Raw genomic sequence first — 26,613 nt, forward strand, 5'->3', positions numbered from 1 at the left:
TACCGTTTAATTTATTTTAATCCTGACACAACTTCTTACCTTTGTATATAATTAACACTTTTTGATATGAAACATTACACTTTTTTAGTCTTTTTTGTTCTAACGCTTACAAGTTGCAACAAGGAGCTTTCATTTGAAAATGAGACATTTGAAAAAGAATCAACTATTCCTTGCAAAAAAGATTGTCCAAAAATTACCATTGACATTCCTATTGCAAAAAATATTGCTATTGTGGCTGACAGCATCAACAAAAAAGTTTTTTCGGTCATAAAGGATATTGTTTATTTTGAAGAAGACCCATCAAAAGCAAATGACTACGAAACTCTGGCAACATCTTTTATTACTTCTTATGAAGAAATGCATAAAAAATTTCCAACAGAAACCTTTGGCTGGGAAGGAAAAATAAAAGGAAATGTCGAATTTGAATCGGATCAGATTATTAACATTAAAATCGATCACTATACTTTTACTGGTGGAGCCCACGGTTATCAGGGTTTTAGATCCTTATTGTTTCACCCTAAAACTGGAAAAACCATTTTTAATGATGAAATATTCACCAATGAAAAAGAGTTTAAGGCTTTCGCCGAAAAAGAATTCAGGAAGAAATATAAGGTTCCAACAAAATCAAATATTAATGCAACTGGTTTAATGTTCGAAAATGACAAATTTCAGTTACCGCAGAATATTTTTTACACCAATGAAGGTTTGCTTTTATATTACAACTCTTATGAAGCAGCTTCATATGCTGATGGCCCAAAAGAGATTTTGTTTCCGTATGCAAAAGTTAGCCAGTATTTGAAATATCAATAGTTATGTCATTATTTAGACGCACTGCTGTGCGTCTCTACAGAAAAACCTTTGTTACTTTGAACCTTTGTACCTCACTTGGATCCTTCCTGAAAGTCGTATTTCATTTTTCTTAAAATCCTCAACGCTTCTTTAAAAGATAAATAAATATTCCCGAAAGGTTTCAGAAGCAACTTTGCATCAATAAGTTTTTGTTTTGCATCATCAAAACCATTCAGATAACAAATCATAAAAGTCGAAGGAAGATTTTCCAGATCTTTTAATTCGCGTTCTGATAAAGCAATGCTTTTTTGCAATTTTTGAAGCAGTGCCATATTTGCATTATAGATATGATATAACATCTTTCGATTAAATTCAGGAGGATGAAAAAGCATTTCACGATCAATTTTGTAATAACCATTATCAAAAAAATGAATCGTTTGTTTTTCTAAAGGATAATAACTCGTTTTGTCATTTAATCCCAGCGGAACATATTCGGTTATGGTAAAAGTATCGTCATCAAAAACAATTGTAACCACATCCTGAGCCGAGTAAAAAAGTTTGATTTGCTCGTTGATCAATTCAATATCTACACGTGACAAGAATGTTTTATCCCGCGATTTATGAGGAACCCCTGCCCAGCAAATCACAAATAATTCTTTAAAAACATGGTATTTAGGCGACATGTCTTTGTGCCTGAAATTCATAAAATCGATCACACCGTCAAGTGTATATTGAATACTGTTTCGGGAACTGTTTTCGATCCCAATTACGGTTTCGGTATTTTGGTAATTCTTTTCAATTTCACCTTCAACCGGAACCGAATTACTGCCGCGCCTAATAAAAACACTATTTGCGACTATCGTATGGATTCCTTTTTTAAAATATGAGATTTTACTTTTAGGTTTAATGGTAACCAATCCAATTACTTTATCTTTTGGAAGATTTGGAAAAGGTACATTCTCATATTGAATTTTGGGAGGATTTTCTAAAAATGCATTTACAAGATTCTGGATTCGGCTATCGTCAAAAAAGTCATCACCTACAATTTCGTTGTCATGGTCTTCAACCCCAACCACGATATAAGAATTATTCGTTGGGTTTGAATTCGACAGCGCACAAATATGCTTCAGGAACTTTCCTTTACCTTCTCTGGAATGTAAATTCAACTGCCTTTTTTTATCATAAAAACTGCTCTCGTCATTATGTGCAAGTAGATTTTTTATTAAAAGGCGTTTATTAATCATCTTTTTAGACTTCTTAGATTGTTAGAATTTTAGACTTCTTCGACTATCGAACTTTGGAATCTTTAACTTCTTAGATTAATTGGATTACATAAACTTCAAATCTAAGAAGTCTAAGTTAGTCTAAAAATCTAAGTTAGTCCCTTTTGACTATGGTAGACGATGCCTGAGCAGTGCTCATCACCACTAAATCGGCAATGTTTACATGATACGGTCTTGAAACCACAAAATGGATGATATCAGCAATATCTTCTGCTTGTAACGGATCGAAACCTTTATAAACATTCGAAGCTCTTTCAGTATCACCTTTAAAACGTACTTCACTGAATTCTGTTGCCACCATTCCCGGATGAATTGCTCCAACCCTGATACCAAACGGATTCAAATCAATTCGCATTCCTGCTGTAATGGCATCAACTGCATGTTTTGTTCCGCAATATACGTTTCCGTTTGGGTAAACTTCTTTGGCAGCTGTTGAACCAATATTAATAATATGCCCGGAATTTTTGGCTGTCATTTTTGGGATAACGGCTTTAGAAACGTACAAAAGTCCTTTTACATTAATATCAATCATCGCATCCCAATCGTCTAAATCTCCGGTTTGAATTGGATCTAAACCATGCGCATTTCCTGCATTATTGATCAAAACATCAATATCTGAAAATGCTTCTGGCAAAGAACTAATACTTTCCAAAACATCATTTTTATCGCGAACATCAAAAGACAGCGAATGTACTTCGGTATAAGCCGAAAGTTCTTTTTCAAGTTCAGACAAACGGTCTTTACGTCTTCCGCAAAGGATAATTTTATAGTTATTTTTAGCCATGATTTGTGCGGTTGCTTTTCCTATTCCGCTTGTGGCACCAGTAATTAAAACTGTTTTTTTCATTTTAAATATTTTGTTTTTTGCTACAGATTGAAATGATTTTTTATTTGCATTATCTGCTAAATCCGCGAGAGTAATTTTTTCACGCAGATTTAGCAGATAACGCAGATTTTTAATCTGTAGCAAATATTTTTTAATCTCATTTAGCTGAACACTAAAAATTAGGCAACATCATCTCCCATACTTTCTGTCCAGATGGCAAACCAGTCTTCTTTGTCCATTTCTAGTTCTACGGCTTTCATTAGCGATTGAATTCTGGCAATGTTTACTGTTCCGGCAATTGGAATTACTCCTGACGGATGTTTTAAAATCCAGGAAAGTAAAAGTGTATCAGATCCAAAACCATATTTTTGAACCAGATCAGAAAGTAATTTTTTCAATCGGCGTGTTTTTTTGGTGTCTTCTCTAAAAACAGTCCCAAGCGGATTCCATGATAATGGGCGAATTCCGTGCGTTTGCATATAATCAAAACTTCCGTCAACCATTGGTTCATAATTCGTTGCTGAGAATTGTACCTGATTATAGCTTACTTCTGTTTTCTGACGAATCAATTCTGTTTGAGAACTGGTAAAATTTGAAAGTCCAAAATCAATAATTTTCCCTTCTGCTTTCAATTTTTCAACAGCTTCTGCAATTTCATCCGCTTGCATTAACGGACTAGGTCTATGCAATAAAAAAACATCAACATAATCAGTTTTCAACTTTTTTAATGATTCTTCAAGAGACCAAATAATATATTCTTTAGAATAATCGTAATGTTTTATTTTGTTTTGTCGGCTTTCAGCAATCATCTGAATTCCGCATTTGGTGATTAATTGTAATTTCTCACGTGAGATTTTACTGTTGTGAAATGCTTTTCCAAAATCTGCTTCTGTGGTATAAGATCCGTAAATGTCTGCGTGATCAAAAGTGGTAATTTTGTTTTCGATACAAAGTTGTATCAGATTTTCCATTTCTTTAGTTGTAAGGTTTTTATCCCAAACTCCCCAATTCATAGTGCCTGAAATTATAGGCGATAATGCTGTTTTACTCATGGTTTTATTGCGTTATTTTTGGTAATAAATATGCTTTTCTAAAACATAATCATCAAAGTTCTTAAAAATATAAAAATAGATTCACAATTAGTCCTTAAAATTAGGTCATTGGTCGAAGTTTTAACCATTCTTTAACATCTTACTTCTCAAAAAATATTCAATTTGCACTCTCAAAAGTTAGGCATAAGAATCATTGTTTTAAAAAGGTTTTAAAAATATTTATATGGAAGAAAATACAACGACTTTAGACATTAGAGCGATAAATGAAAAAATTGAAAGAGAAAGTGCTTTTATAGACCTTCTTACAATGGAAATGAACAAAGTTATTGTGGGTCAGAAACATATGGTCGAGCGTTTATTAATTGGCCTTCTGGGACAAGGACATATTTTGCTTGAAGGTGTTCCGGGATTAGCCAAAACTTTAGCGATAAATACTTTGTCGCAAGCAGTGCAAGGTTCGTTCAGCCGTATTCAGTTTACTCCCGACTTATTACCTGCCGATGTCGTTGGAACGATGATTTATAACATCAAAGCAAACGAATTCTCAATTAAAAAAGGGCCAATCTTCGCTAATTTCGTCCTTGCCGATGAGATTAACCGTGCTCCGGCAAAGGTTCAGTCAGCACTTTTAGAGGCAATGCAGGAAAAACAAGTTACTATTGGGGATACTACTTTTAAACTTGATCGTCCGTTTTTAGTATTAGCAACACAAAACCCGGTTGAGCAAGAAGGAACATACCAACTTCCGGAAGCACAAGTCGATCGTTTTATGCTTAAAACTGTAATTGACTACCCAAAAATTGATGAAGAGCGTTTTGTAATTCGTCAAAATTTAAAAGGATCTTACGAAAAAGTAAATCCTGTGGTTTCTGTAGAGCAAATTTTACGTGCTCAAGAAGCGGTTCGTGAAGTTTACATGGACGAAAAAATCGAAAAATATATCTTAGATATCATATTTGCTACTCGTTATCCAGAGAAGTACAAACTAGCCGACTTAAAACCTCTTATTAGTTTTGGGGCATCACCACGTGGAAGTATCAATTTAGCCAATGCAGCAAAATGTTATGCTTTCATCAAACGTCGTGGATATGTAATCCCGGAAGATGTTCGTGCTGTTGTACATGATGTTCTGCGTCACAGAGTTGGGATAACATATGAGGCTGAAGCCGAAAACATTACTTCTGTAGACATTATCAACAAAATCGTAAACGAGATTGAAGTACCTTAAAAATAGTTTTCAGTTTTCAATCACAGTGAACATCTTAAGTAAACTGCGACTGAAAACTGCGACTGAAAACTAAAGAAATGGATACAAAAGAGCTTTTAAAAAAAGTACGGAAAATAGAAATCAAAACCAAAAGACTGAGCAATCATATCTTTTCGGGAGAATACCACTCTTCATTTAAAGGACGAGGGATGACTTTTAGTGAAGTACGTCAATACCAATATGGCGATGACATTCGTAACATCGATTGGAATGTAACTGCACGCTACAATGAAGCCCACGTAAAAGTTTTTGAAGAAGAACGCGAATTGACCATGGTTTTAATGGTTGATATTTCGGGATCTGAGGGTTTTGGTTCAAAAAGTCAGTTTAAAAAAGACATCGTCACCGAAATTGCGGCAACGATGGCTTTTTCGGCTACACAAAACAATGACAAAATTGGTTTAATATTATTCTCTGATAATGTCGAATTGTATATTCCACCAAAAAAAGGCCGTTCACACGTTTTGCGTATCATTCGTGAATTAATCGAATTCGAACCAAAAAGCCAAAAAACAGATGTGGGAGCAGCTTTAAAGTTTTTATCAGGAACTCAGAAAAAGAAAGCAATTGTTTTCGTTATTTCCGATTTCATGTCGGAGAATTATGAGCAGACTTTAAAGATTGCTTCTAAAAAACACGATATTACAGGCGTTAGGGTTTACGATATTCGTGAAGAAAAAATCCCGAATTTAGGAATGGTCCCTATGCTTGATGCCGAAACAGGGAAAATTCAATTGGTAGATACAGGTTCGAAAACAGTGCGAATGAATTACGAAAAACACTATCAGGAAAGAGTTAATTATTTCAAAGATATATTTAGTAAATCGGGCGCAGGAGTTGTAAATACCAGAGTTGACGAAAATTACGTTACTAAATTACTCGGATATTTTAAATCGAGGTAATGATTTAAGAATTTAGATTAACGATTTTTGATTTATGATGGAAGTGATAATTAAAACTAGAAAATGAATAAACAAGAATTGGAAAATAGATTAATTGATTTTGCTGCAAGCATAATTCGATTAACTTTTAGATTTGAAAAAAATTATGCCGGAAATCATTTATTAGGCCAAATAACTCGATCAAGTACGTCGCCCGCCTTGAATTATGGTGAAGCACAAAGCGCAGAAAGCAAAAAAGATTTTATTCATAAAATGGGAATTTGCTTAAAGGAGTTAAGGGAAACTTTTGTTTGTTTAAAAATAATCGAAAAAGCAAATCTATCAACTGATCTAGGAAATCTAAAAAAAGCAAAAACAGAAGTCAATGAATTAATATCAATATTTGTTTCAAGCATTAAAACATCAAAAAATAATTCATAAAAAAACAAAAGATTAAAATTTTAGTTTCATCATAAAATCTGAAATCAAAAATCGTTAATCTTCAATCGTTAATCATAATGAAATTAAAGTTTTACATATTTTTATTTTTACTTTCCTCAGCTATTTTTGCCCAGCAAAAACAAGTGGAGACGAGCATTGATACCACAAAAAATAAAATTGGGGCAGAATTTAAGTTAACGCTTAAAACGGTTGTCAGCTCAAAATCTAAGGTTGTTTTTCCTAAACTAAAAAACATTGGTCAGCTTGAAGTAATTCAATCTTATCCAATTGATACAGTGAAGAAAAATGACACCTACGAATTAATCAAAAAATATGGTTTAACGCAATTTGATTCTGGAAAATACACAATCCCGAGTATTAAAATTCTGATCGATAAAAAACCATTTTTAACTGATTCTATCCGTGTTGAAGTAGCGAATGTAAAAGTGGATACTTTACAGCAAAAAATGTATGACATCAAAGATATTACCGTTGTAGACAGCGGTATTAGCGATTGGTGGTTTTACCTTTTAATTGTAGTTGTAATTCTTGCAATTGGAGCTTTTGTATATTGGTACGTTAAAAAATATCAAAAGAAAAAAATTGAAGAAGAGGTTTATAAAACCCCTATCGAAAAAGCGACAAGTTTACTGAACAACCTGGAGCAAAAAGAACTTGTTCAGAAGGGTGAGATTAAGGAATATTATAGTGAACTGACTGATATTGCCCGAAACTATATCGAAGAAGCGATTCATATTCCCGCAATGGAAAGCACAACATCTGAATTGATTCAGGCAATAAGACTGGCTTCTACCAAGAAAAAGATGACGTTGACTCCTGAAACTGTAGAGAATCTTGAGCGTGTTTTACGTCAGGCGGATTTAGTAAAATTTGCTAAATCTAAACCTTTAGAATTTGAAATTACTGAAGACAGAAATAAAATTCAAAGAGTAATTCTTACGCTTGATAATGCGATCCCAACTGAAGTTCCGGCTGAAGAAGAAGATCAATTATTGAACGAAGCACAAAGACAAAAACAAATAAAACTTCAGCTGCTTAAAAAACGCAATAAACGAATTGCTATTGCTGTTGGAACTGTTTTGTTTTTATTCATCGCTACAACCGCATTCTTTATTGCTACGAAAGGTTTTAAATACGTAAAAGACAATCTTATTGGTCATCCTTCTAAAGAATTATTAGAAGGCGAATGGGTAAAAAGTGAATACGGAAATCCAGGCATTGTAATTGAAACCCCAAAGGTTTTAAAACGTATGGATGCCCTAAAAGTACTTCCTAAAGAAACCATGGCTTTAATAAAAGAGATGCAACTTTTTACGTATGGAAGTATGGTTGGCAATTTCTATGTAACTGTATCAACCAGTAAATTTAAAACCCCTACAGATATAGATTTAGCAAAAGCATTAGAAGGATCCCTAAAAGTAATCGAAGCTCAGGGCGGACAAAATATTATTGTAAAACAAGAAGATTTTCAAACTAGCGCAGGTATTCAGGGTGTAAAAGGATACGGAACAATGACCGTTTTTAACCCTGTTGATAAGACCAGTACAAAGGCTTATTATGAACTTTTACTGTTTAAACAAGATCAGGGTTTACAGCAAATTATGATTTTACACGAAGAAGGTGATACATACGCCAATGACATTACAACCAGGATTTTAAATTCTGTTGAACTTAGAAAAGCGAGCAACTAATGGGAAAGATAACTTTTTTAAATCCAGAATTTTTTTGGTTGTTTCTGTTAATTCCAATTGCAATCGCTTGGTTTTACTGGAAACGCAACCAGCAATCGGCTACTTTAAAAATGAGTTCAACTCAGGGTTTTAAAAACAGCGAATCGCTTTTAACAAAACTAAAACCTTGTTTATATGTTTTTAGAATTATTGGCTTAAGTTCTTTAATTGTTGCATTGGCCAGACCAAGAACCGTAGATATTAGCAGTCAGACTAAAACCACAAAAGGAATTGATATCGTTCTGGCAATAGACGTTTCAGGAAGTATGCTGGCAAAAGATTTAAAGCCAAACCGTATGGAAGCTTTAAAAAGAGTTGCCGCAGATTTTGTTGGCGAAAGACCTAATGACAGAGTTGGACTAGTTTTGTATGCTTCTGAAGCCTATACTAAAACACCTGTTACAAGTGATAAAGCGATTATTCTTGAAGCCATAAAAAGCATTAAATATGATACGGTTTTACAAGACGGAACCGGAATTGGAATGGGATTAGCAACTGCCGTGAATCGTTTAAAAGATAGCAAAGCAAAAAGCAGGGTTATTATTTTAATGACAGATGGAGTTAATAATGCCGGTTTTATTGAGCCGGAAACAGCATCTGACATTGCAAAACAATACGGAATAAAAGTTTACACGATTGGTATTGGTACTAACGGAATGGCTGCGTCTCCATACGCTTATGCGCCAAACGGAGGTTTTTTATATAAAATGCAGAAAGTTGAAATCGACGAACAATTAATGAAAAATATTGCGCGTAAAACCGATGGAACTTATTTTAGAGCAACAAGTAATGATCGATTAGCAGAAATATATAATGCAATTAATAAATTAGAAACTACTGAAATCCAGGAATTAAAGTTCTACGATTACGACGAAAAATACCGAGGTTTTGTTTTTCTAGCAGCATTTTTGTTATTGTTAGAAGTAGGTTTAAGAAATACGGTTTACAGAAGCTTTATATAATATTTTAGTCACAGTTACCAGTCACGAACTGAAAACTGCCACTGAAAACTAGAAATAAAAATGGAATTAGACGAAAAAAAATATTTATATCTTTTATTATTACTCCCAATTGTGGTGTGTATTTTCCTTTTCAATATGTATTGGAAAAGAAAAAAACAACGTGAATTTGGTGACTTGGAAATGGTAAAAAGGCTAAGTCCTGAACGATCTGTTTTTAAACCTGTGCTAAAATTATCAGTAATTCTTTTGGCTCTTGCTTGTCTAATTATCGGATTAGTAAATCCGAAGATTGGGACTAAAATGGAAACGGTAAAACGTGAAGGAATTGACATTGTTTTTGCTGTCGACGTTTCTAAAAGTATGCTTGCCGAAGATGTTGCGCCAAGTCGTTTAGAAAAAAGCAAACAATTGGTTTCGCAAATCATCAATAATTTAGGAAGTGACAGAATAGGAATTGTAGCGTATGCAGGAAGTGCTTTCCCGGTTTTGCCAATTACATCTGATTATAGTGTCGCTAAAATGTTCCTGCAAAGTATGACTCCGGATATGGTTTCATCTCAAGGAACTTCATTAGATGAAGCAATCAGGTTATCATCGACTTATTTTGATGAGAAAAGCAAAACCAGCAAGTTATTAATTTTAATTTCTGATGGAGAAGATCATTCTGAAGGAGCTTCGGCAGCAGCTGAAGAAGCTAACAAAATGGGAATGAAAATCATCACTATTGGTGTTGGAACAGAAAAAGGAGGTACAATTCCGTTAAGAGAAAATGGCGTAATCAAAAACTATCAAAAAGATCAAAACGGACAAACTGTTATTACAAAACTAAATCAGGAAGGATTAACAACCATTGCAAAAGCGACAAAAGGCGGTTATGTTTATGGCGGAAATACAAAGGAAGTTTTAGAATATATCAAAAATGCGTTAAACAACATTCAGAAAACAGAATTTGAAGCTACGCAAATGGCCGATTTTCAATCTCAATTTCAGTGGTTTATTGGCTTTGGTTTCTTATTGCTGTTTATTGATATTTTCTTGCTGGAAAGAAAAACGAATTGGATTAAAGAGTTGAATTTATTTAACGAAAAGAAATAATAAGGTCAGCAGCAATTACATGAATCTGCATGAAAAGGAGACTATTTTAATTGGTCTTTTTGCAAATAGAATTAGTGCTAATTGGGGCAAACTAAAAAACATAAAAAATTAGAATGAAAAATTTACTTCTTTATATTTTACTAACATTTTCTTTGGCTGTTTCAGCTCAGGAGAAAGACAAGACATTGCCTGATGCCAATGAAGAATATAAGCAGAATAAATTTGTTGATGCTGAAGCTAATTACAGAATTTCAGAATCAAAATTTTCAAAGCGTGCAACTGCTCCATATAACTTAGGAAATACTATTTACAGACAAAATCAGGCTTCTGAAGCTAAATTTGCCTACGCGAAAGCCATAAAAAATGCCAAAACAAGACCTGAAAAACATAAAGCTTTCCACAATTTAGGGAATGTTTTAATGAAAGAGAAAAATTATACGCAAGCCGTTGAAGCCTACAAAGAAGCTTTACGAAATGATCCAACTGATGATGAAACACGTTATAATTATGCTTATGCCAAACAAAAACTAAAAGAAAATCCTCCTAAAAACGACAAAAACAAAGACAAAAATAAGGATAAGGACAAGGATAAAAACAAAGATAAAGACAAGGACAAGGATAAAAATAAAGACAAGGATAAGGACAAAGATAAAAAGGACGACAAAGGCGATAAAGACAAGGATAAAAAAGATGGTAAAGATGATCCGAAGAAAGATGATAAGTCTGACAATAAAGGAGAACCAAAACCACAACCTGGCGGAATTTCTAAAGACAGGGTTCAGAATTTGCTAGACGCCGTAAACAATGAAGAAAAGAAAATTCAAGATAAAGTAAACGCTCAAAAAGTAAAAGGAACCCCTAGAAAAGCAGAAAAAGACTGGTAGTTTTTTTATCTAACTGTTAAGTTGATCTACAATAAACCTAAGATTAAACAGTTAAACAAGTAAAAGATAAACAAGTTAACAATTAAACAGTTAAACAAAAACTGATAAACAATTAATGAAAAGATATTTAATTCTATTACTATTCACTTTTCAAGGGCTTATGGCTCAAGTTCAATTTGAAGCCAGAGTAAGCAAAAATACCCTTGGAGTAAACGAAAGATTACGTATTGACTTCATCATGAATGTTGATGGGGATAACTTTGACCAACCTTCATTTGACGGGTTTAGAGTGGTAGGCGGACCAAGTCAGCAAATAAGCCAGTCTTGGGTAAACGGAAGAAGCTCTTTTCAGAAAATATATTCTTATATCTTACAGCCTAATCAAAAAGGAACATTTTCTATCAAACAGGCTTCTATTGAATATAACGGGCAGATTTATAAAACACAACCAATAAAAGTTGTAGTAACAAATGCCGTCGCCCAGGAAAGAGACCCTTATGATAACAGCAGACCGCAAGGCCAGCAAGGTGTTCCTAATGAGACTTTGAACCTTGTAGCCGAAATTTCTAAAACAAGTCCATATTTAAATGAACCTATAACAGTAGTTTACAAATTATACTTTAACAACATTAATGTTACCGGTTTTAAAGAATTAGCAAAACCAAAGTATAATGACTTCTGGAATCAGAATATAGATATTAAGCAACTCTCTATCGAAGAGGGAACTTTTCAAGGACAGAGATGTTATTTTGTTATCCTGAAAAAAACTATTTTATATCCTCAAAAATCAGGAAGATTAACGATTGAGCCGCTGTCATTAGATATTGGCGTACAATTGCCTACAAACCGCCGCGATATGTATGGCCAGATGATCCTGACAGATGATAACAAAATTGTTTCAGCAGGTGCTAAAACTATTAACGTAAGACCACTTCCGGAAGCAACAAAACCAGAAGGATTTGGTGGTGCTGTTGGTAAATTTAATTTTACAGTTACACCATCTAAAACGAAGCTTAAAAGTGGAGAAAGTCTGGATTTAATTGTGAGCGCTTCAGGAAACGGAAACATGAAATTGTTTACTTTACCAAAACCGGTTGTTCCTAATGCGTTAGAAATGTACGATCCGGTTCATGATGAGCAAGTAACAACTTCACTTTCAGGAATGTCAGGGAGAATTACAGACAAGTATTCTATTGTACCGCAATACAAAGGAAAGTATGCAATAAAACCAATGCAGTTTTCTTATTTTGATTTGAGTACCGGTTCTTATAAAACTATTACTTCGCCGGAAATCATGGTTGATGTATTAGACGGACCAATGCAGGCAGAGGCGAATGCAACGGCAAATGCATCTAAAAATATAATTTCGAAAACAGAACAATTTAAATATATAAAACCAAAAACAACTTTAGTAGCAATAGCTAAAAATGATTTCTATGGTTCGAATCTGTATTATATTTTATTATTAATGCCTTTTGTTATTTTGCCAATTATTGTTCTGGCTAAAAAGAAAAAAGAAGCTCTTGACGGCGACGTAACCGGAAACCGAATCAGAATGAACAACAAACTGGCGAAGAAATATTTATCTGAAGCTAAGAAACAACTGAACAATAAGGAGCCATTTTATATTGCTTTGGAAAAAGCGATGCATAATTTCCTAAAAGCAAAATTGCATATCGAAACTTCAGAAATGAGCAAGGACAATATTCGTGAATTATTATTGTCCAGAAATGCAAATCCGGAATCAGTTCAAAATTTCATCAGCCTGACAGAAAACTGTGAATTTGCACGTTATGCTCCGGCATCAAGCGCTTCAATTCAGCAAGATTATGACAAAGCTGTTTTGATAATTTCAGCATTAGAAAAACAGATCGTTTAAACTTAAATTCAAACCCAACCGATTTTAAAAAAACTGTTGCGTTTAAAGAAAATAAAATGAAAAACATAGTATATCTTTTTTTATTAATTACTCAGGTTTTCTTTGCTCAGAGCAGCTTTGAAAAAGGAAATGCCTTGTATCAAAAAGGACAATATCAAGAAGCTGTTGATGTCTATGAAAGTATTATAAAAGAAAACAAACAACATTCTGCAGAGTTATATTTTAACTTAGGAAATGCTTATTACAAACTAAATAAAGTAGCACCTTCTATTTATAATTACGAGAAAGCTTTGGTTTTAAAACCTCATGATCCTGAAACATTAAACAATTTAAAGTTCGCCAAAAAATTAACTATCGACGAGATTAAAGAAATCCCTAAAGTAGGTTTTGCAAAACTGATTCAGAGCTTTACAGGAATTTTTGACTATAATACCTGGGCAAAAATTTCTGTTGCAATTGCATTTGTATTTTTATTGAGTTTTATTGGCTATTATTTCTCTCAACTTACTCTTTCAAAAAGACTTTATTTCATTGGAATGTTTGTTCTTTTAGTCGCTTTGTTATTAGCTGTATCGGCAGGAATTACAGAAAAGGATCATTTTAACAATGATCGTCCGGCTATTGTTTTTTCTGAGTTAAGTGAAGTCCGTAGTGAACCACAAAAAGCAGGTGCAGCTATTCTTCTTTTGCACGAAGGAGCAAAAGTATATGTTACTGAAACTGTAGGACAATGGAAAAAAATCGAATTAACAGACGGAACCGAAGGCTGGATCGATGGTTCTACAATTAAAGAAGTAAAATAAAAAATTAAAATCTAAAATAAAAAATCCCAAATTCCAACTTGATAACAATTGGAGTTTGGGATTTTTTATGTCAATTCGGGTCTTTAAACCCTATAAATGATATAAGTAAATTTAAGTTTGATGGTAATTAAACAAATTTTATTTATAGCAAAACCTATCCAACCCAACATATTGTAGAGACGCACAGCAGTGCATCTAAATGCAGCATGTCTACAAACTTTGTGTAGACGCACTGCTGTGCGTGTCTACGATTTTGATTGTGAGAAATACTGTATTGCAAAATTTATTTAAAATTGTAAACTTTCTTAGGTGTAACACAATAATTCAATTTCACATCAGATTCAAAAACATCTTCGATTTGGTTTTCAGCTTCAAAGAATGAAAGTCCAATTTTTAGGGTTTCCGGTTTGCATTCTGCTAGAAATTTATCATAAAAACCTTTTCCGTACCCTACCCGATTTCCTAAAAGATCAAATGCCAAAAGCGGAACAAAAACTACATCAATAGTTTCTGACGGAACTGGCAATCCATTTACAGGTTCCGGAATATTATATTCGTTTTTTTTGATTTTGGTATTATCCGTCAATAAAAAATGTTTCATTTCCCTTGTTTCAAAATCACTTTTAGAAACTACAATTTCTTTATCTTTTCCGGAAAGAAGATGCAAAACATATTCTGTGTTTACTTCTTTTTGCTCTTCAATAGGCAAGAAAACATGATAATAGGTTTTATCCCAAATAGGCAATTGAATTAGATTATTGGCTATAGCCAAACTGTTTTCTTCCAGATCATCAAGAGTAAGCTGTTTGCGCAGATTTTTATAGTTGAGTCGTAATTCTTTTTTATTCGTCGGCATTTTCAGGATTATTTTTAGACATATGATAAATCGCATCGCCTTCATAAACAATAGGCGAATGATTCGCGTTAATGACAAATCCGTCATGTGGCGCTTTTACTTTCTGTTCAAATTTACCAAACGGATCTGTAATGATCGCCAAAATTGTTCCTTTGGTTACAAATTTCCCAATCAAGTTATAATCGTGCAGCAAACCAGAACATTTGGCACGCAGCCAAACCGAATATTTGATATAAATTGATTGTTCTTTAGCATATTCAACTACTTGTTTAGGATCAAGCATATCCAGATAATGCAGCAAACGCTTTACTCCCATTACACCTTCATTTGCAATCACATTATTAATATCTAATGATTTTCCGCCTTCAAAAAGCAGCATTTTGATATTGGCTTTCTCACAAGTTCCTCTAAAAGATCCATTTATATTTTTAGAATATAAAGTAAAAGGAGCATTAAATACATCGGCCAGGATTTTTAATTCAGGATTATTCTCAGTAACTCTGATTTGCGGCGCGTTAAATCTACTTGCTCCACCGGCATGAAAATCTACTGCATAATCAATAATAGGCAAAACTTCGGCAACAATATGATAAGCAAAACGACTTGCAAGAGAACCTTTTTTGCTTCCCGGGAAAACACGGTTTAAATCACGTCCGTCCGGAAACTCACGGGATTTATTCACAAAACCATACATATTGATAATTGGGATACAAATAATAGTTCCTTTTGCGGGACGATTTATTTTTTTACTGATAATCTGACGAACGATTTCAACACCATTAATTTCATCACCATGAATTCCGGCTGAGAATAAAACTACCGGACCTTCAATCTTTGATCGACGCACAATAACCGGAATATTTAGTTTTGTGGTGGTATGGAGTCTCGCAATTTCAACGTTTATTGTTTTGTTTTCTCCCGGCAAAATCGATTCGCCAAAAATAACCAAGGGTTTACTATTTTTCATGTAGAATTATAAAATCTAAATATAGAAATTATTCTTTTGATTTCGTAAATTTGAAACTAAATCAGTGTTAAGCTTTTTTTCTTAAATCAGAATGATTTTTGAAAACGCTTATCGATTATCTTCAGAAACAAAACAGAATGCAAAAACCGTCTTTAGATCTTCAAATTCAAACTTTACCGGATAATCCCGGCGTGTATCAATATTACGACAAAGAAGGAAAGATCTTATATGTTGGAAAGGCCAAAAATTTAAAAAAAAGGGTTTCCTCCTACTTCAATAAAATTCATGATACGGCCAAAACAAACGTATTGGTTCGAAAAATTGTAACCATAAAACACATCGTTGTTCCTACTGAAACAGATGCACTTTTGCTGGAAAACAATTTAATCAAAACTTTGCAGCCACGTTATAATGTATTGCTTCGTGATGATAAAAGTTATCCCTGGATTTGTATTAAGAGAGAACCTTTTTCGAGAATATTTTCGACCAGACGAATGGTCAAAGATGGTTCTGAATATTTTGGCCCATATACAAGTTTCAAAACAGTACATACTATTCTTGATTTAATCAAAGAATTGTATCCGCTCAGAACTTGTAATTATGACTTAAGTAAATCGAATATCGATTCAGGTAAATTTAAAGTTTGTCTGGAATATCATATTGGCAATTGCAAAGGACCTTGCGAAGGTCTGGAACCTCTTGAAGAATATCAAAGGCAAGTTGATGCGATCCGAGAAATACTGAAAGGTAATTTTAAAGAAAGCATGAAAGATTTTAAGCGATTAATGAACCAATATGCACAGGATTTACGTTTTGAAGAAGCTCAGAAAATCAAAGAAAAAATAGAAGTGCTGGAAAATTATCAATCACGCTCCACGATTGTAAATCCTAAAATTACCAATATCGATGTCTTTTCGATTGTGTCTGATGAAAGTGCCGCTTATGTTAACTTTCTTCAAATTTCGCATGGCTCTATTATTCGTTCGCATACTTTAGAAATGAAGAAAAAGCTGGACGAAACAGATGAAGAGCTGTTGGAACTTGCTATTATCGAACTTCGCGAACGTTTTCAGCTATTATCGAAAGAAATAATTGTTCCGTTCGAAATCGATTTGGGCGAGAATATCAAAACAACTGTTCCGCAGCTTGGAGATAAAAAACAGATTCTGGATTTATCCATTCGTAACGCCAAGTTTTACAGAATTGAACAATTAAAACAATTGCAAATTGTAGATCCGGATCGTCATACGAACCGAATCATGGCGCAAATGCAAAAAGATTTACGACTACCTGTTGAACCCCGACATATAGAATGTTTTGATAACTCGAATATTCAGGGAACAAATCCCGTTGCAGCTTGTGTTGTTTTTAAAGACGGTAAAGCAAGTAAAAAAGATTATCGCCATTTTAATGTAAAAACCGTCGAAGGTCCTGATGATTTTGCTTCGATGACCGAGATTGTCTATCGTCGTTACAAAAGATTATTAGATGAAAATGAACCTTTGCCACAACTTATTATTATTGATGGTGGAAAAGGACAACTTTCTGCAGCTTTAAAAAGTATAGACGCATTAGAATTAAGAGGTAAAATTGCCATTATCGGGATTGCAAAACGTCTCGAAGAATTATTTTATCCGGGAGATTCTATCCCGTTATATCTCGACAAAAAATCAGAAACATTAAAAGTAATTCAGCAATTACGAAACGAAGCGCATAGATTTGGTATTACTTTTCATCGCGACAAACGCAGCAAAGCGGCACTAAATTCGTCTGTAGAAAGCATTCCGGGTATTGGCGAAAAAACCATGCTTACGTTAATACAACATTTTAAAAGTGTTAAAAGATTGAAATTGGCAACCGAAAAAGAAATATCTGATGTCATAGGAGTATCAAAAGCCAAAAAAATTGTCGACTTTTACAAAACCAACTAGTTATTTTTTATGCGCCCAATCCAGCTGTCCATTTCAAATACTCGGTCAAAACGATTTTTTTCTACTCTAAAAAAAGGAGCTTCTAAAGTTGCTCTTTTTTTACAGGAAAAAATATCGTTTTGTCTCTCGCAGTTTTCCATTTCCATCTGGGGCGTACAGTTGGGTCTTTTTATACTTTTATTTTTCAATACACAAAACTCTTTTTCACAGGAAAACAATGAAAAAGCAAAACAAGACGAAGCCAAAAGACCTAAAATTGGTTTGGTTTTAAGTGGCGGCGGCGCAAAAGGATTTGCTCACATTGGCGTTTTGAAAGTACTCGAAGAAGCCGGAATTAAAATCGATTATATTGGCGGAACCAGTATGGGATCAATCATTGGAGGTCTTTATGCCTCAGGCTACAATGCATCACAAATTGATTCTATTTTCAAAAAAACCAATTTCGATGAGCTTATCAATGATTATATTCCGCGTTCGTCTAAAAATTTTTACGGCAAAAAAAATGATGAATTATATGCCATTGTTTTACCTTTTAGCAAATTTAGAGTAGGAATTCCGGAAGCACTTTCAAAAGGAATGTACAATTATAATTTATTAAGCAGCCTTACACGTAATGTACGTCATGTAAGGGACTTTAATAAACTTCCAACTCCGTTTTTATGTATTGGTACCAATATCGAAACCGGCGAAGAAGTTTTACTAAACAAAGGAAATCTCGTTCAGGCTATGATGGCGAGTGCAGCATTTCCTTCATTATTTACTCCTGTAGAAATCGACGGGAATTTATTAGTAGACGGAGGTGTTGTAAATAATTATCCTATTCAGGAAGTGCGAAATCTTGGTGCCGATATTATTATTGGTGTAGATGTCCAGGATGATTTAATGAAAAGAAAAAACCTGAAAAATGCCACCCGAATATTAGTTCAGATTACCAATTTGCAGTCAATTGATAAAATGAAAAGCAAAATAAAAGACACTGATGTTTATATCAAACCGGACATTCGTGACTATGGCGTTATTTCATTTGATAAAGGCGAAGAAATTATAAGAAAAGGAGAAGAAGCTGCTTTTGCCGTTTATGAAAAAATCAAAACATTGGTAAATGAAGATAATTTTTATAAAAAACCAAAACTAAAAATTGCCACTGACACTATACAAATAGACAAAATAAATAGTGACAAATTAGACAATTACACCCGTGAATACATACGCGGAAAACTTCGTTTTAAACCAGGAAGTACCATTACATATGATGATCTTAAAGCGGGAATCAACAACTTAAATGCTACACAAAACTTTAGCACAATCTCCTATTGTCTGCAACCAGATGGCACAAAAGATGATCTCGATCTGGTACTAAAAGAAAACCCAACACAGACTTACTTAAAACTAGGTTTGCATTATGACGGATTATATAAAAGCGGTATTTTATTAAATCTTACCCATAAAAAAACTTTCCTGAAAAATGATGTAACATCTCTGGACATAATTCTTGGCGACAATTTTAGATACGATTTAAATTATTATGTAGAGAATGGCTTTAACATCAGCTTTGGATTTCGTTCCAGACTAAATCAGTTTAATAGAAATGTAACTACGAGCATTAGCAATTTAGTGACAGAAAATCCAAATGTAAATTTGATTAATGTCGATTTTACAGACCTCACCAATCAGGCTTACTTTCAAACTATCTTTGTTCAGAAGTTTTTAATGGGCGGAGGATTTGAATACAAATATTTAAAAATAAATTCGCCAACACTTTCCAATGCAGAAAATATCATTGAAAAAAGCAACTATTTTAGTGTATTTGGATATTTAAAATACGACTCCTTTGATAATAAAAGTTTCCCGCATACCGGAGTTTATTTTTCCGGAGATTTACAAACGTATCTAGCCTCATCAGATTACACCAATCAGTTTAAGCCTTTTTCAATTGCAAAGGCAGAAGTTGCATTTGCAAGAACTTTGTTCAAAAAAGCGACTGTTAAAATTGGAGCAGATGCCGGATTTAATATTGGCAGCGACAGCGTTCCGTTTTTCGATTTTATATTAGGAGGTTATGGTTACAACAAAATCAATAATTTTAATTATTTCTACGGGTATGACTTTTTAAGTATTGCCGGAAATAGTTTTATAAAAGCCGATATTACTTTAGATTACGAAATTTTCAAAAAGAACCACGTTAATTTTTCTGCGAATTTTGCCAATTTGGGCGACGATATTTTTACTACTGTAGATTGGGTTTCAATGCCTAAATATTCCGGTTATGCAGTTGGTTACGGACTCGAAACTATTATTGGACCAATTGAAGTTAAGCAATCATGGTCTCCTGAAATGTCAAAAAGTTATACGTGGTTTAGTATTGGGTTTATGTTCTAAACCAAATCAACATTAAATAGGACATAGGAAAGATCCATTTTTTTATGCTAAAAAATATCTTTCATATTTTTTTAACGTTAATAATTGATATAATATATAATTTAAATCAATTAAAATTACGACATTTGTTATAATGAAAACAAAATGGACAGGTTTATTAGAGTATCTTCAATTCCTCATCAAGAGAAATCCTGAATGAAACCACCGAATTGAGATGATTAGTCAATTTACAAAATTGATTTAATTATCTGTTCACACAATTCAAATTTTCGAATTATCTAATTACAAATTATCTAATAGAAAAGCCATGCCATTATATCATAAACTCGGAAACTTTCCTCAAAAAAGACACACCCAATTCGAAAAACCCAATGGAGGTTTTTATTACGAACAATTATTTGGTACCGAAGGTTTTCACGGACATTCATCTTTATCTTATCATGTTCACAGACCAACTCAGGTTAAGGAAATTTTAAACTCCTACTCTGTTGAACCAAAAATTGCAATTGGAAAAAACATAAAATCATTACTTTTTAAAGGTTTCGAATTAAAACCTGAAAATGACTTTTTAGACAGCCGAAAAGCAATGCTTGTCAACAAAGACTGCATTATTGGTCTGGCAGCTCCTAAAGAATCTCTTAGAAATTATTTCTATAAAAATGCCGATGCCGATGAAATGCTTTTCATCCATAAAGGAAAAGGAAAACTAAGAACCATGTTAGGGAATATTCCTTTTGAATATGGCGATTATTTAATTATTCCAAGAGGTATTATTTACCAAATAGAATTTGAAACTACAGAAAACCGACTATTTTATGTCGAATCTTACTCTCCTTTCTATACTCCAAAACGTTATAAAAACCAATCAGGTCAGCATTTAGAACATTCGCCATTTTGCGAACGTGATTTTATTTTGCCCAACGAATTGGAAACACACGATGAAAAAGGTGATTTTTTAATTAAAATCAAAAAAGAAGGAATGATTCACGAAGTAGTTTATGCTACACATCCTTTTGACGTTGTGGGTTGGGACGGTTACAATTTTCCATACGGGTTTTCGATTCATAATTTCGAACCAATAACGGGACGTGTTCACCAACCGCCTCCGGTACATCAAACTTTTGAAACGGCAACTTTTGTCGTTTGTTCATTCTGTCCTAGACTTTACGATTATCACCCTAAAGCCATTCCGGCACCATACAATCACAGCAATATAGATTCTGACGAAGTCCTGTATTATGTTGATGGCGATTTTATGAGCCGTAACAATATAGAGCAAGGTCATATTACTTTACACCCAAAAGGAATTCCGCATGGTCCAGCGCCTGGCGCGATGGAACGTAGTATTGGTCATAAAGAAACTCATGAATTAGCCGTTATGGTTGATACATTCAGACCTCTTATGGTTACTGAAGAAGCTATGGGACTTGATGATGGACAATACTATAAGTCCTGGACGGAGTAATTAGTCAATGCGTCAATTAGACAATTAGATATTTTTTTTAATTAGAAAATTTGGCAATTAGACAATTAGATAATTTTCTTGGAACCGCACAAATTAGTTAATGTGCGATTTTATAATGAAATTTCATTTATCAATTTGTAAATTTAAACTTATAAAATAATAAATGTCTCATTATCAAATTTTCTAATTATCTAATTAAAAAAATGACTTTCAACGAAAAATATAAAAACAACGCTCTTTTAATAAAAACATTCAATTTCGCATTAAACATAATTGATTACACTAGTGAACTTCAGGAACAAAAGAAATTCGTAATCGCAAATCAGTTATTAAAAAAGCGGAACATCAATTGGAGCAAACTCAAAAGAATCACAAAACGCAGAAAGTAAAGCAGATTTTATTCATAAATTAAAAATTGCAATTAAAGAAGCAGACGAAACAAAATACTGGTTGTTTTTATGCGATGCACATAGCGAATATCCAAAATGCAGTCGTTTATTAAATGATCTCTCAGAAATTTTAAAAATTTTAAATAAAATAATATCAACATCTAAGAGGAATTAGAAAATTAGAAAATGTGTCAATTGGAAAATTATTTTTAATTATTCGCATTTCAAAAATTATCTCATTTTCTCATTATCAAATTATCTAATTATCATGAGCAAAGAAGTAAAATCAGTAGAATACGGATTAGAAAAAATCTTTGAAGGAGCACAAGATTTCCTTCCGTTATTAGGAACAGATTATGTAGAATTCTATGTAGGAAATGCAAAACAATCTGCACATTATTATAAAACTGCTTTTGGTTATCAGTCACTGGCTTATGCAGGATTAGAAACCGGAGTAAGAGACAAAGCATCTTATGTGTTAAAACAGGACAAAATCAGAATTGTATTAACGACTCCGTTAACACAAGATTCTCCTATTCATGCTCATCTTCAAAAACATGGAGACGGAGTAAAAGTTGCTGCGCTTTGGGTTGAAGATGCCAGAAGTGCTTATGAAGAAACCATGAAACGCGGCGCTCGCTCATTTATGGAACCAACAGTAGAATCAGACGAATATGGAGAAGTAGTTCGTTCAGGAATTTATACTTACGGAGAAACGGTTCATATTTTTGTAGAAAGAAAAAACTACAATGGTGTTTTCCTTCCAGGTTATAAAGAATGGAAATCAGACTATAATCCGGAACCAACAGGATTAAAATACATTGACCACATGGTAGGAAATGTTGGTTGGAACGAAATGAATACATGGGTAAAATTCTACGAAGAAGTAATGGGATTCGTGAATTTCTTATCATTCGATGACAAACAAATTACTACAGAATACTCCGCATTGATGAGTAAAGTAATGTCAAATGGAAACGGAAGAATCAAATTTCCAATCAACGAACCGGCTGAAGGAAAGAAGAAATCACAAATAGAAGAATATTTAGATTTCTATGGCGGGCCCGGAATTCAGCACATTGCCATTGCAACTGATGATATTATTAAAACCGTATCACAATTAAGAGCACGTGGAGTTGAATTTTTATCTGCTCCTCCTCACACCTATTATCAGGCAATTCCAGAAAGATTAGGAGTTCATATGGACATGATGAAAGAAGATATTAATGAAATTGAAAAATTAGCTATTATGGTCGATGCCGATGAAGATGGTTATTTATTACAAATATTTACGAAGCCTGTTCAGGACAGACCAACGCTTTTTTTCGAAATTATTCAAAGAATGGGAGCAAAAGGATTTGGAGCAGGGAACTTTAAGGCCCTTTTTGAGTCAATTGAGAGAGAGCAAGAATTAAGAGGAACTTTGTAAAAACGCAATATTTTTACATTAAATAGAATAATTCTCTGTAAAAGGGTGCTTTTTATGCAAATGTTATGTTAAACTTGCCTTTTGCTATTTATTTTTTGAACTTTCTATCTATCTTTGCACTCGCAAATCAAGAAGGGGTGGTTTCCTTCTGAATTGATATAAATTTCATAATTTATAGTTTTTTGGTTAGTTAATAGCATAAAAACTCAGTCATTCCTTGACTGAGTTTTTTTGTATCGGTACATTTGGAATAGAATTTGCATTTATTTATCTTTATAATGAAATGTAAAAATTGTACTATGAAAAAATTCATCCTCTCTATATTAATTCTCACGACACTTTCTTTCGATACTCAAAAAGAAGACGCTTTCGATACGGGAGAATATTTTAAATTCAGAATTCATTACGGAATTGTAAACGCAGGTTATGCCACACTTGAAATAAAAGATGCTACTATAAGCAACAAAAAAGTGTTCCACGCTGTGGGTAAAGGTTACACAACCGGAATGTCTAAATTTTTCTTTAAAGTAGAAGACCTGTACGAAAGTTATTTCGACAAACAAACCGGAAGTCCTTATCGCTATGTGCGCAAAATAGACGAAGGCGGTTACACAAAAAACCAGGAAGGTTTTTTTAATCAAAACGAAAACAGGATTTTAGTAAAAGATTATAAGCGCAAAACCGAAAAAACAATTGTTATTACAGATAATGTTCAGGATATTATTTCGTCTTTTTATTACTTAAGAAATCATCCTAACATTGACAAACTTAAATCTGGTGAAGCAATTACAATCGATATGTTTTTTGACGAAGAAATCACAAAATTTAAGTTAAAATATATAGGTCGTCAAGATATTACGACTAAATTTGGAACCGTTTCTACGATGGTATTTAAACCATTAGTGCAAACCGGGCGTGTTTTTAAAGAAAAAGAAAGCGTAACGCTTTGGATAACAGACGACGACAATAAAGTTCCGATTAGAATAAAAGCGGATCTTGCCGTTGGATCACTTAAAGCAGATCTTGACGAATATAAAGGATTAAAAAATCCATTTAAAGCAAAAAAATAATGAATACCACAGATCATTCAGAATCAATTCTAAAAGAAATTGACCTAAAATTTCAGGCGATAAATCAAAAAACTGATGTTCAGCTAGAAGGCTTACTTTGGTCAAAACCTATCACTTATTGGGATTACATTCAGACTGATGCTCTTTTAAACTTACAAATACAACGTACTACGCTTCCTGACGAAATGGTTTTTATCATGTACCATCAGGTCAACGAATTGATATTTAAAATGATTTTGTGGGAAATTGATCAAATTGCCGACACACAAAATATTCAGGTTGATTTTTTCAGCGAAAGATTATCAAGGATTACCCGTTATTTCGATATGCTGACCAATTCGTTCAGTATTATGGAAAACGGAATGGAAGTTGATCAGTACATGAAATTCAGAAACACGCTGACTCCCGCAAGTGGTTTCCAGAGTGCACAATACAGATTGATAGAATTTGCCTCTACAGATGTCATCAATTTAACAGATTTCAGATACAAAGGAAACTTTGATGAAAACACCGCTTTAGAAACCAGCTTTGAACATTTATACTGGCAGGCTGCCGGAAAAGATTATCATACCGGAGAAAAATCATACCTTCTTAAAGAATTTGAAAACAAATATAAAGATCAGTTTCTAAGACAAATATCTACATTCAAAACAAAAAATATTTGGCAGAAATTCACACAACTCCCTATCGAAGACCAACACAATCAAGAATTAATACAGGCAATGCGTCACTACGACAAAACTGTTAATATTACCTGGGTTATGCAGCATTTAAACACTGCCAGAAAATATATTTTAGAAAGTGGAAAAGGTAATGGTGAAGCGACTGGAGGAAGTGACTGGCAAAAATATATGCATCCAAAATACCAAAGACGCATCTTTTTTCCTAAATTGTGGACCGAAGAAGAATTGTCTAATTGGGGAAATGAAACAGCAGTTTAATTTCTAAAAAAAATAAATAAGTTTGAAAAAAGTATTCGTAATTATAATCCTATTATTATCAATCGTTTCATGTAATAAAACCGCTGAAAAAGTTGAAAATAAAATTACAAAACCAAAAACTAAAAAAGTAGAATTCGGTTTTAATTACGCTGATTTTAATGTTCTTCAGGACACTATAAAAAAAGGAGACTCTTTTGGCTCTATTTTTCAACGTCAAAATATTGGAGACAAAAAAGTATTTGACATTGTCGAGCAAGTAAAAGACTCTTTTGATGTGAGATCAATTCGATACAATAAACCATACACAATTCTTCGATCTAAAAACAAAACCAACAAATTGGAGGTTTTTATTTATCAGCCAGACGCATTAACTTATTATGTAATTGACTTTAGAGACAGTATTGCAAAGGCTTACAAAAAAATAAAACCCGTTACACTTAAACGTAAAATTATTGGAGGTGTTTTAAAAAGTTCATTATCTGAAACTTTAGGAAACGAAAGCGTCGAAACGGCACTTGCGAGCAGAATAACTAAGGTATTCTCCTGGTCTATTGACTTTTTTAAGCTTAAGAAAGGAGATCGATACGGATTAATTTTTACAGAACGTTTTATAAATGGTAAAACGTATGATGGAGTTGAAGATCTTGAAGCTGCGTTTTTTGAATATAAAGGAAAAATCGTTTATGCATTTCCGTTTGAAAAAGATACTATTTCAGGAAAAGTAGAATATTATGATGATGAAGGAAAAACGCTGAAAAACTTTTTCCTGAAAACTCCAATCAAATTTAGCCGAATCACTTCTAGATTTACTGCAAACAGATTTCACCCGGTTCAACATACCTGGAAAGCACACAAAGGAACAGATTATGCTGCCCCAACCGGAACACCAATTTCTACCACGGCATCAGGAGTTGTAGAAGCAACGGGATATACGGCAGGAAACGGAAACTTTGTAAAAGTAAAACATAACGGAACCTACTCTACTCAATATTTACACATGTCCAGAATTTTAGTTCGTCGCGGACAACGTGTTACACAAGGCCAAACCATAGGATTAGTAGGAAGTACCGGACTTGCAACAGGACCTCATGTTTGCTATCGTTTCTGGAAAAACGGAATTCAGGTAGATGCGCTAAGACTAAACTTACCAACCGGAGAATCTTTAACCGGATCTGATAAAAATCGTTTCATGAAACAAATGGAACCTTTGAAAAGAGAATTGGACAGTATTGGAAATTTATAACTTCATTGAAATTTCAATTTAAAAAAAATA

At 33.4% G+C, this 26,613-nt stretch carries 23 protein-coding genes; 18 read left to right on the forward strand and 5 right to left on the reverse strand.

Annotated features, from left to right (window positions below; translation table 11 throughout):
* Nucleotides 1–66 precede the first annotated feature (66 nt).
* Nucleotides 67–810: a DUF3298 and DUF4163 domain-containing protein gene (locus tag RC62_RS07080; RefSeq protein WP_055093975.1), complete on the forward strand. Its 744-nt coding sequence runs from the start codon at nt 67–69 to the stop codon at nt 808–810.
* A 71-nt stretch (nt 811–881) separates the two neighbouring features.
* Here the strand turns inward: RC62_RS07080 and RC62_RS07085 are convergent, their stop codons facing one another.
* From RC62_RS07085 to RC62_RS07095, 3 genes are all read right to left on the reverse strand, one after another.
* Nucleotides 882–2,033, reverse strand: coding sequence for an ATP-binding protein (locus RC62_RS07085; protein WP_055093976.1), 1,152 nt, complete (start codon nt 2,031–2,033; stop codon nt 882–884).
* Nucleotides 2,034–2,166: 133 nt separating this feature from the next.
* Entirely contained in the window at nt 2,167–2,919 is a 753-nt protein-coding gene (locus tag RC62_RS07090) for an SDR family NAD(P)-dependent oxidoreductase (protein WP_055094516.1), read from the reverse strand.
* A 158-nt stretch (nt 2,920–3,077) separates the two neighbouring features.
* On the reverse strand, nt 3,078–3,950 hold the full coding sequence (locus RC62_RS07095; protein ID WP_055093978.1) for an aldo/keto reductase family oxidoreductase: 873 nt from the start codon (nt 3,948–3,950) through the stop codon (nt 3,078–3,080).
* A gap of 223 nt (nt 3,951–4,173) precedes the next feature.
* Here RC62_RS07095 and RC62_RS07100 point away from each other — a divergent pair, with 223 nt between their 5' ends.
* The 9 genes from RC62_RS07100 to RC62_RS07140 all read left to right on the forward strand — a co-directional run bounded on the left by RC62_RS07100 (nt 4,174) and on the right by RC62_RS07140 (nt 13,913).
* Nucleotides 4,174–5,178, forward strand: coding sequence for an AAA family ATPase (locus RC62_RS07100; RefSeq protein ID WP_007807095.1), 1,005 nt, complete (start codon nt 4,174–4,176; stop codon nt 5,176–5,178).
* A 77-nt stretch (nt 5,179–5,255) separates the two neighbouring features.
* On the forward strand, nt 5,256–6,119 hold the full coding sequence (locus tag RC62_RS07105; RefSeq protein WP_055093980.1) for a DUF58 domain-containing protein: 864 nt from the start codon (nt 5,256–5,258) through the stop codon (nt 6,117–6,119).
* A 63-nt stretch (nt 6,120–6,182) separates the two neighbouring features.
* On the forward strand, nt 6,183–6,539 hold the full coding sequence (locus RC62_RS07110; protein ID WP_055093982.1) for a four helix bundle protein: 357 nt from the start codon (nt 6,183–6,185) through the stop codon (nt 6,537–6,539).
* 77 nt (nt 6,540–6,616) lie between these two features.
* Nucleotides 6,617–8,251, forward strand: coding sequence for a hypothetical protein (locus RC62_RS07115; protein ID WP_055093985.1), 1,635 nt, complete (start codon nt 6,617–6,619; stop codon nt 8,249–8,251).
* Entirely contained in the window at nt 8,251–9,252 is a 1,002-nt protein-coding gene (locus tag RC62_RS07120; protein WP_055093987.1) for a vWA domain-containing protein, read from the forward strand. The genes RC62_RS07115 and RC62_RS07120 overlap by 1 nt, the downstream gene beginning before the upstream one ends.
* A 60-nt stretch (nt 9,253–9,312) precedes the next feature.
* The gene (locus RC62_RS07125) at nt 9,313–10,347 is read left to right on the forward strand and encodes a vWA domain-containing protein (RefSeq protein ID WP_055093989.1); all 1,035 of its coding nucleotides are present in this window, start codon (nt 9,313–9,315) and stop codon (nt 10,345–10,347) included.
* Between the two features lie 113 nt (nt 10,348–10,460).
* Nucleotides 10,461–11,231 (forward strand): tetratricopeptide repeat protein, encoded by a 771-nt coding sequence (locus RC62_RS07130; protein ID WP_055093991.1) that lies wholly within the window; start codon nt 10,461–10,463, stop codon nt 11,229–11,231.
* A 115-nt stretch (nt 11,232–11,346) separates the two neighbouring features.
* Entirely contained in the window at nt 11,347–13,110 is a 1,764-nt protein-coding gene (locus tag RC62_RS07135) for a BatD family protein (protein ID WP_055093993.1), read from the forward strand.
* A gap of 56 nt (nt 13,111–13,166) precedes the next feature.
* Nucleotides 13,167–13,913, forward strand: coding sequence for a tetratricopeptide repeat protein (locus RC62_RS07140; RefSeq protein WP_055093995.1), 747 nt, complete (start codon nt 13,167–13,169; stop codon nt 13,911–13,913).
* A gap of 283 nt (nt 13,914–14,196) precedes the next feature.
* Here RC62_RS07140 and RC62_RS07145 read toward each other — a convergent pair whose 3' ends face one another.
* Both RC62_RS07145 and RC62_RS07150 read right to left on the reverse strand, forming a co-directional pair.
* Nucleotides 14,197–14,769: a 5-formyltetrahydrofolate cyclo-ligase gene (locus tag RC62_RS07145; RefSeq protein WP_055093997.1), complete on the reverse strand. Its 573-nt coding sequence runs from the start codon at nt 14,767–14,769 to the stop codon at nt 14,197–14,199.
* Entirely contained in the window at nt 14,756–15,736 is a 981-nt protein-coding gene (locus tag RC62_RS07150) for a succinylglutamate desuccinylase/aspartoacylase family protein (RefSeq protein ID WP_055093999.1), read from the reverse strand. Before RC62_RS07150 ends, RC62_RS07145 begins: the two co-directional genes overlap by 14 nt.
* Nucleotides 15,737–15,873: 137 nt before the next feature.
* Between RC62_RS07150 and uvrC the strand changes: the two genes are divergently transcribed.
* From uvrC to RC62_RS07185, 8 genes are all read left to right on the forward strand, one after another.
* Nucleotides 15,874–17,667 carry an excinuclease ABC subunit UvrC gene (gene uvrC / locus RC62_RS07155; RefSeq protein ID WP_055094001.1) on the forward strand — a complete coding sequence of 598 codons (1,794 nt, stop codon included), beginning with the start codon at nt 15,874–15,876 and terminating at the stop codon, nt 17,665–17,667.
* Nucleotides 17,668–17,676: 9 nt separating this feature from the next.
* On the forward strand, nt 17,677–20,046 hold the full coding sequence (locus RC62_RS07160) for a patatin-like phospholipase family protein (RefSeq protein WP_157472402.1): 2,370 nt from the start codon (nt 17,677–17,679) through the stop codon (nt 20,044–20,046).
* 307 nt (nt 20,047–20,353) lie between these two features.
* On the forward strand, nt 20,354–21,511 hold the full coding sequence (locus RC62_RS07165) for a homogentisate 1,2-dioxygenase (protein WP_055094003.1): 1,158 nt from the start codon (nt 20,354–20,356) through the stop codon (nt 21,509–21,511).
* 348 nt (nt 21,512–21,859) lie between these two features.
* The gene (locus tag RC62_RS23205) at nt 21,860–22,075 is read left to right on the forward strand and encodes a four helix bundle protein (protein ID WP_316932855.1); all 216 of its coding nucleotides are present in this window, start codon (nt 21,860–21,862) and stop codon (nt 22,073–22,075) included.
* Nucleotides 22,076–22,168: 93 nt separating this feature from the next.
* Nucleotides 22,169–23,329: a 4-hydroxyphenylpyruvate dioxygenase gene (hppD, locus tag RC62_RS07170; RefSeq protein ID WP_055094005.1), complete on the forward strand. Its 1,161-nt coding sequence runs from the start codon at nt 22,169–22,171 to the stop codon at nt 23,327–23,329.
* A gap of 299 nt (nt 23,330–23,628) precedes the next feature.
* On the forward strand, nt 23,629–24,399 hold the full coding sequence (locus RC62_RS07175; RefSeq protein WP_055094519.1) for a DUF3108 domain-containing protein: 771 nt from the start codon (nt 23,629–23,631) through the stop codon (nt 24,397–24,399).
* Nucleotides 24,399–25,340: a tryptophan 2,3-dioxygenase family protein gene (locus tag RC62_RS07180; RefSeq protein ID WP_055094008.1), complete on the forward strand. Its 942-nt coding sequence runs from the start codon at nt 24,399–24,401 to the stop codon at nt 25,338–25,340. Before RC62_RS07175 ends, RC62_RS07180 begins: the two co-directional genes overlap by 1 nt.
* A gap of 22 nt (nt 25,341–25,362) precedes the next feature.
* Nucleotides 25,363–26,583: a M23 family metallopeptidase gene (locus tag RC62_RS07185; protein ID WP_055094010.1), complete on the forward strand. Its 1,221-nt coding sequence runs from the start codon at nt 25,363–25,365 to the stop codon at nt 26,581–26,583.
* Nucleotides 26,584–26,613 lie beyond the last annotated feature (30 nt).

It is taken from the genome of Flavobacterium aquidurense (assembly GCF_001404985.1).
Lineage (GTDB): Bacteria > Bacteroidota > Bacteroidia > Flavobacteriales > Flavobacteriaceae > Flavobacterium > Flavobacterium aquidurense_B.

What these genes read in the sequence shown, in the direction of transcription:
- RC62_RS07080 (WP_055093975.1), top strand. Translation starts at nt 67, where the DNA reads ATGAAACATTACACTTTTTTAGTCTTTTTTGTTCTAACGCTTACAAGT.
- RC62_RS07085 (WP_055093976.1), bottom strand. Translation starts at nt 2,033, where the DNA reads ATGATTAATAAACGCCTTTTAATAAAAAATCTACTTGCACATAATGAC.
- RC62_RS07090 (WP_055094516.1), bottom strand. Translation starts at nt 2,919, where the DNA reads ATGAAAAAAACAGTTTTAATTACTGGTGCCACAAGCGGAATAGGAAAA.
- RC62_RS07095 (WP_055093978.1), bottom strand. Translation starts at nt 3,950, where the DNA reads ATGAGTAAAACAGCATTATCGCCTATAATTTCAGGCACTATGAATTGG.
- RC62_RS07100 (WP_007807095.1), top strand. Translation starts at nt 4,174, where the DNA reads ATGGAAGAAAATACAACGACTTTAGACATTAGAGCGATAAATGAAAAA.
- RC62_RS07105 (WP_055093980.1), top strand. Translation starts at nt 5,256, where the DNA reads ATGGATACAAAAGAGCTTTTAAAAAAAGTACGGAAAATAGAAATCAAA.
- RC62_RS07110 (WP_055093982.1), top strand. Translation starts at nt 6,183, where the DNA reads ATGAATAAACAAGAATTGGAAAATAGATTAATTGATTTTGCTGCAAGC.
- RC62_RS07115 (WP_055093985.1), top strand. Translation starts at nt 6,617, where the DNA reads ATGAAATTAAAGTTTTACATATTTTTATTTTTACTTTCCTCAGCTATT.
- RC62_RS07120 (WP_055093987.1), top strand. Translation starts at nt 8,251, where the DNA reads ATGGGAAAGATAACTTTTTTAAATCCAGAATTTTTTTGGTTGTTTCTG.
- RC62_RS07125 (WP_055093989.1), top strand. Translation starts at nt 9,313, where the DNA reads ATGGAATTAGACGAAAAAAAATATTTATATCTTTTATTATTACTCCCA.
- RC62_RS07130 (WP_055093991.1), top strand. Translation starts at nt 10,461, where the DNA reads ATGAAAAATTTACTTCTTTATATTTTACTAACATTTTCTTTGGCTGTT.
- RC62_RS07135 (WP_055093993.1), top strand. Translation starts at nt 11,347, where the DNA reads ATGAAAAGATATTTAATTCTATTACTATTCACTTTTCAAGGGCTTATG.
- RC62_RS07140 (WP_055093995.1), top strand. Translation starts at nt 13,167, where the DNA reads ATGAAAAACATAGTATATCTTTTTTTATTAATTACTCAGGTTTTCTTT.
- RC62_RS07145 (WP_055093997.1), bottom strand. Translation starts at nt 14,769, where the DNA reads ATGCCGACGAATAAAAAAGAATTACGACTCAACTATAAAAATCTGCGC.
- RC62_RS07150 (WP_055093999.1), bottom strand. Translation starts at nt 15,736, where the DNA reads ATGAAAAATAGTAAACCCTTGGTTATTTTTGGCGAATCGATTTTGCCG.
- uvrC (WP_055094001.1), top strand. Translation starts at nt 15,874, where the DNA reads ATGCAAAAACCGTCTTTAGATCTTCAAATTCAAACTTTACCGGATAAT.
- RC62_RS07160 (WP_157472402.1), top strand. Translation starts at nt 17,677, where the DNA reads ATGCGCCCAATCCAGCTGTCCATTTCAAATACTCGGTCAAAACGATTT.
- RC62_RS07165 (WP_055094003.1), top strand. Translation starts at nt 20,354, where the DNA reads ATGCCATTATATCATAAACTCGGAAACTTTCCTCAAAAAAGACACACC.
- hppD (WP_055094005.1), top strand. Translation starts at nt 22,169, where the DNA reads ATGAGCAAAGAAGTAAAATCAGTAGAATACGGATTAGAAAAAATCTTT.
- RC62_RS07175 (WP_055094519.1), top strand. Translation starts at nt 23,629, where the DNA reads ATGAAAAAATTCATCCTCTCTATATTAATTCTCACGACACTTTCTTTC.
- RC62_RS07180 (WP_055094008.1), top strand. Translation starts at nt 24,399, where the DNA reads ATGAATACCACAGATCATTCAGAATCAATTCTAAAAGAAATTGACCTA.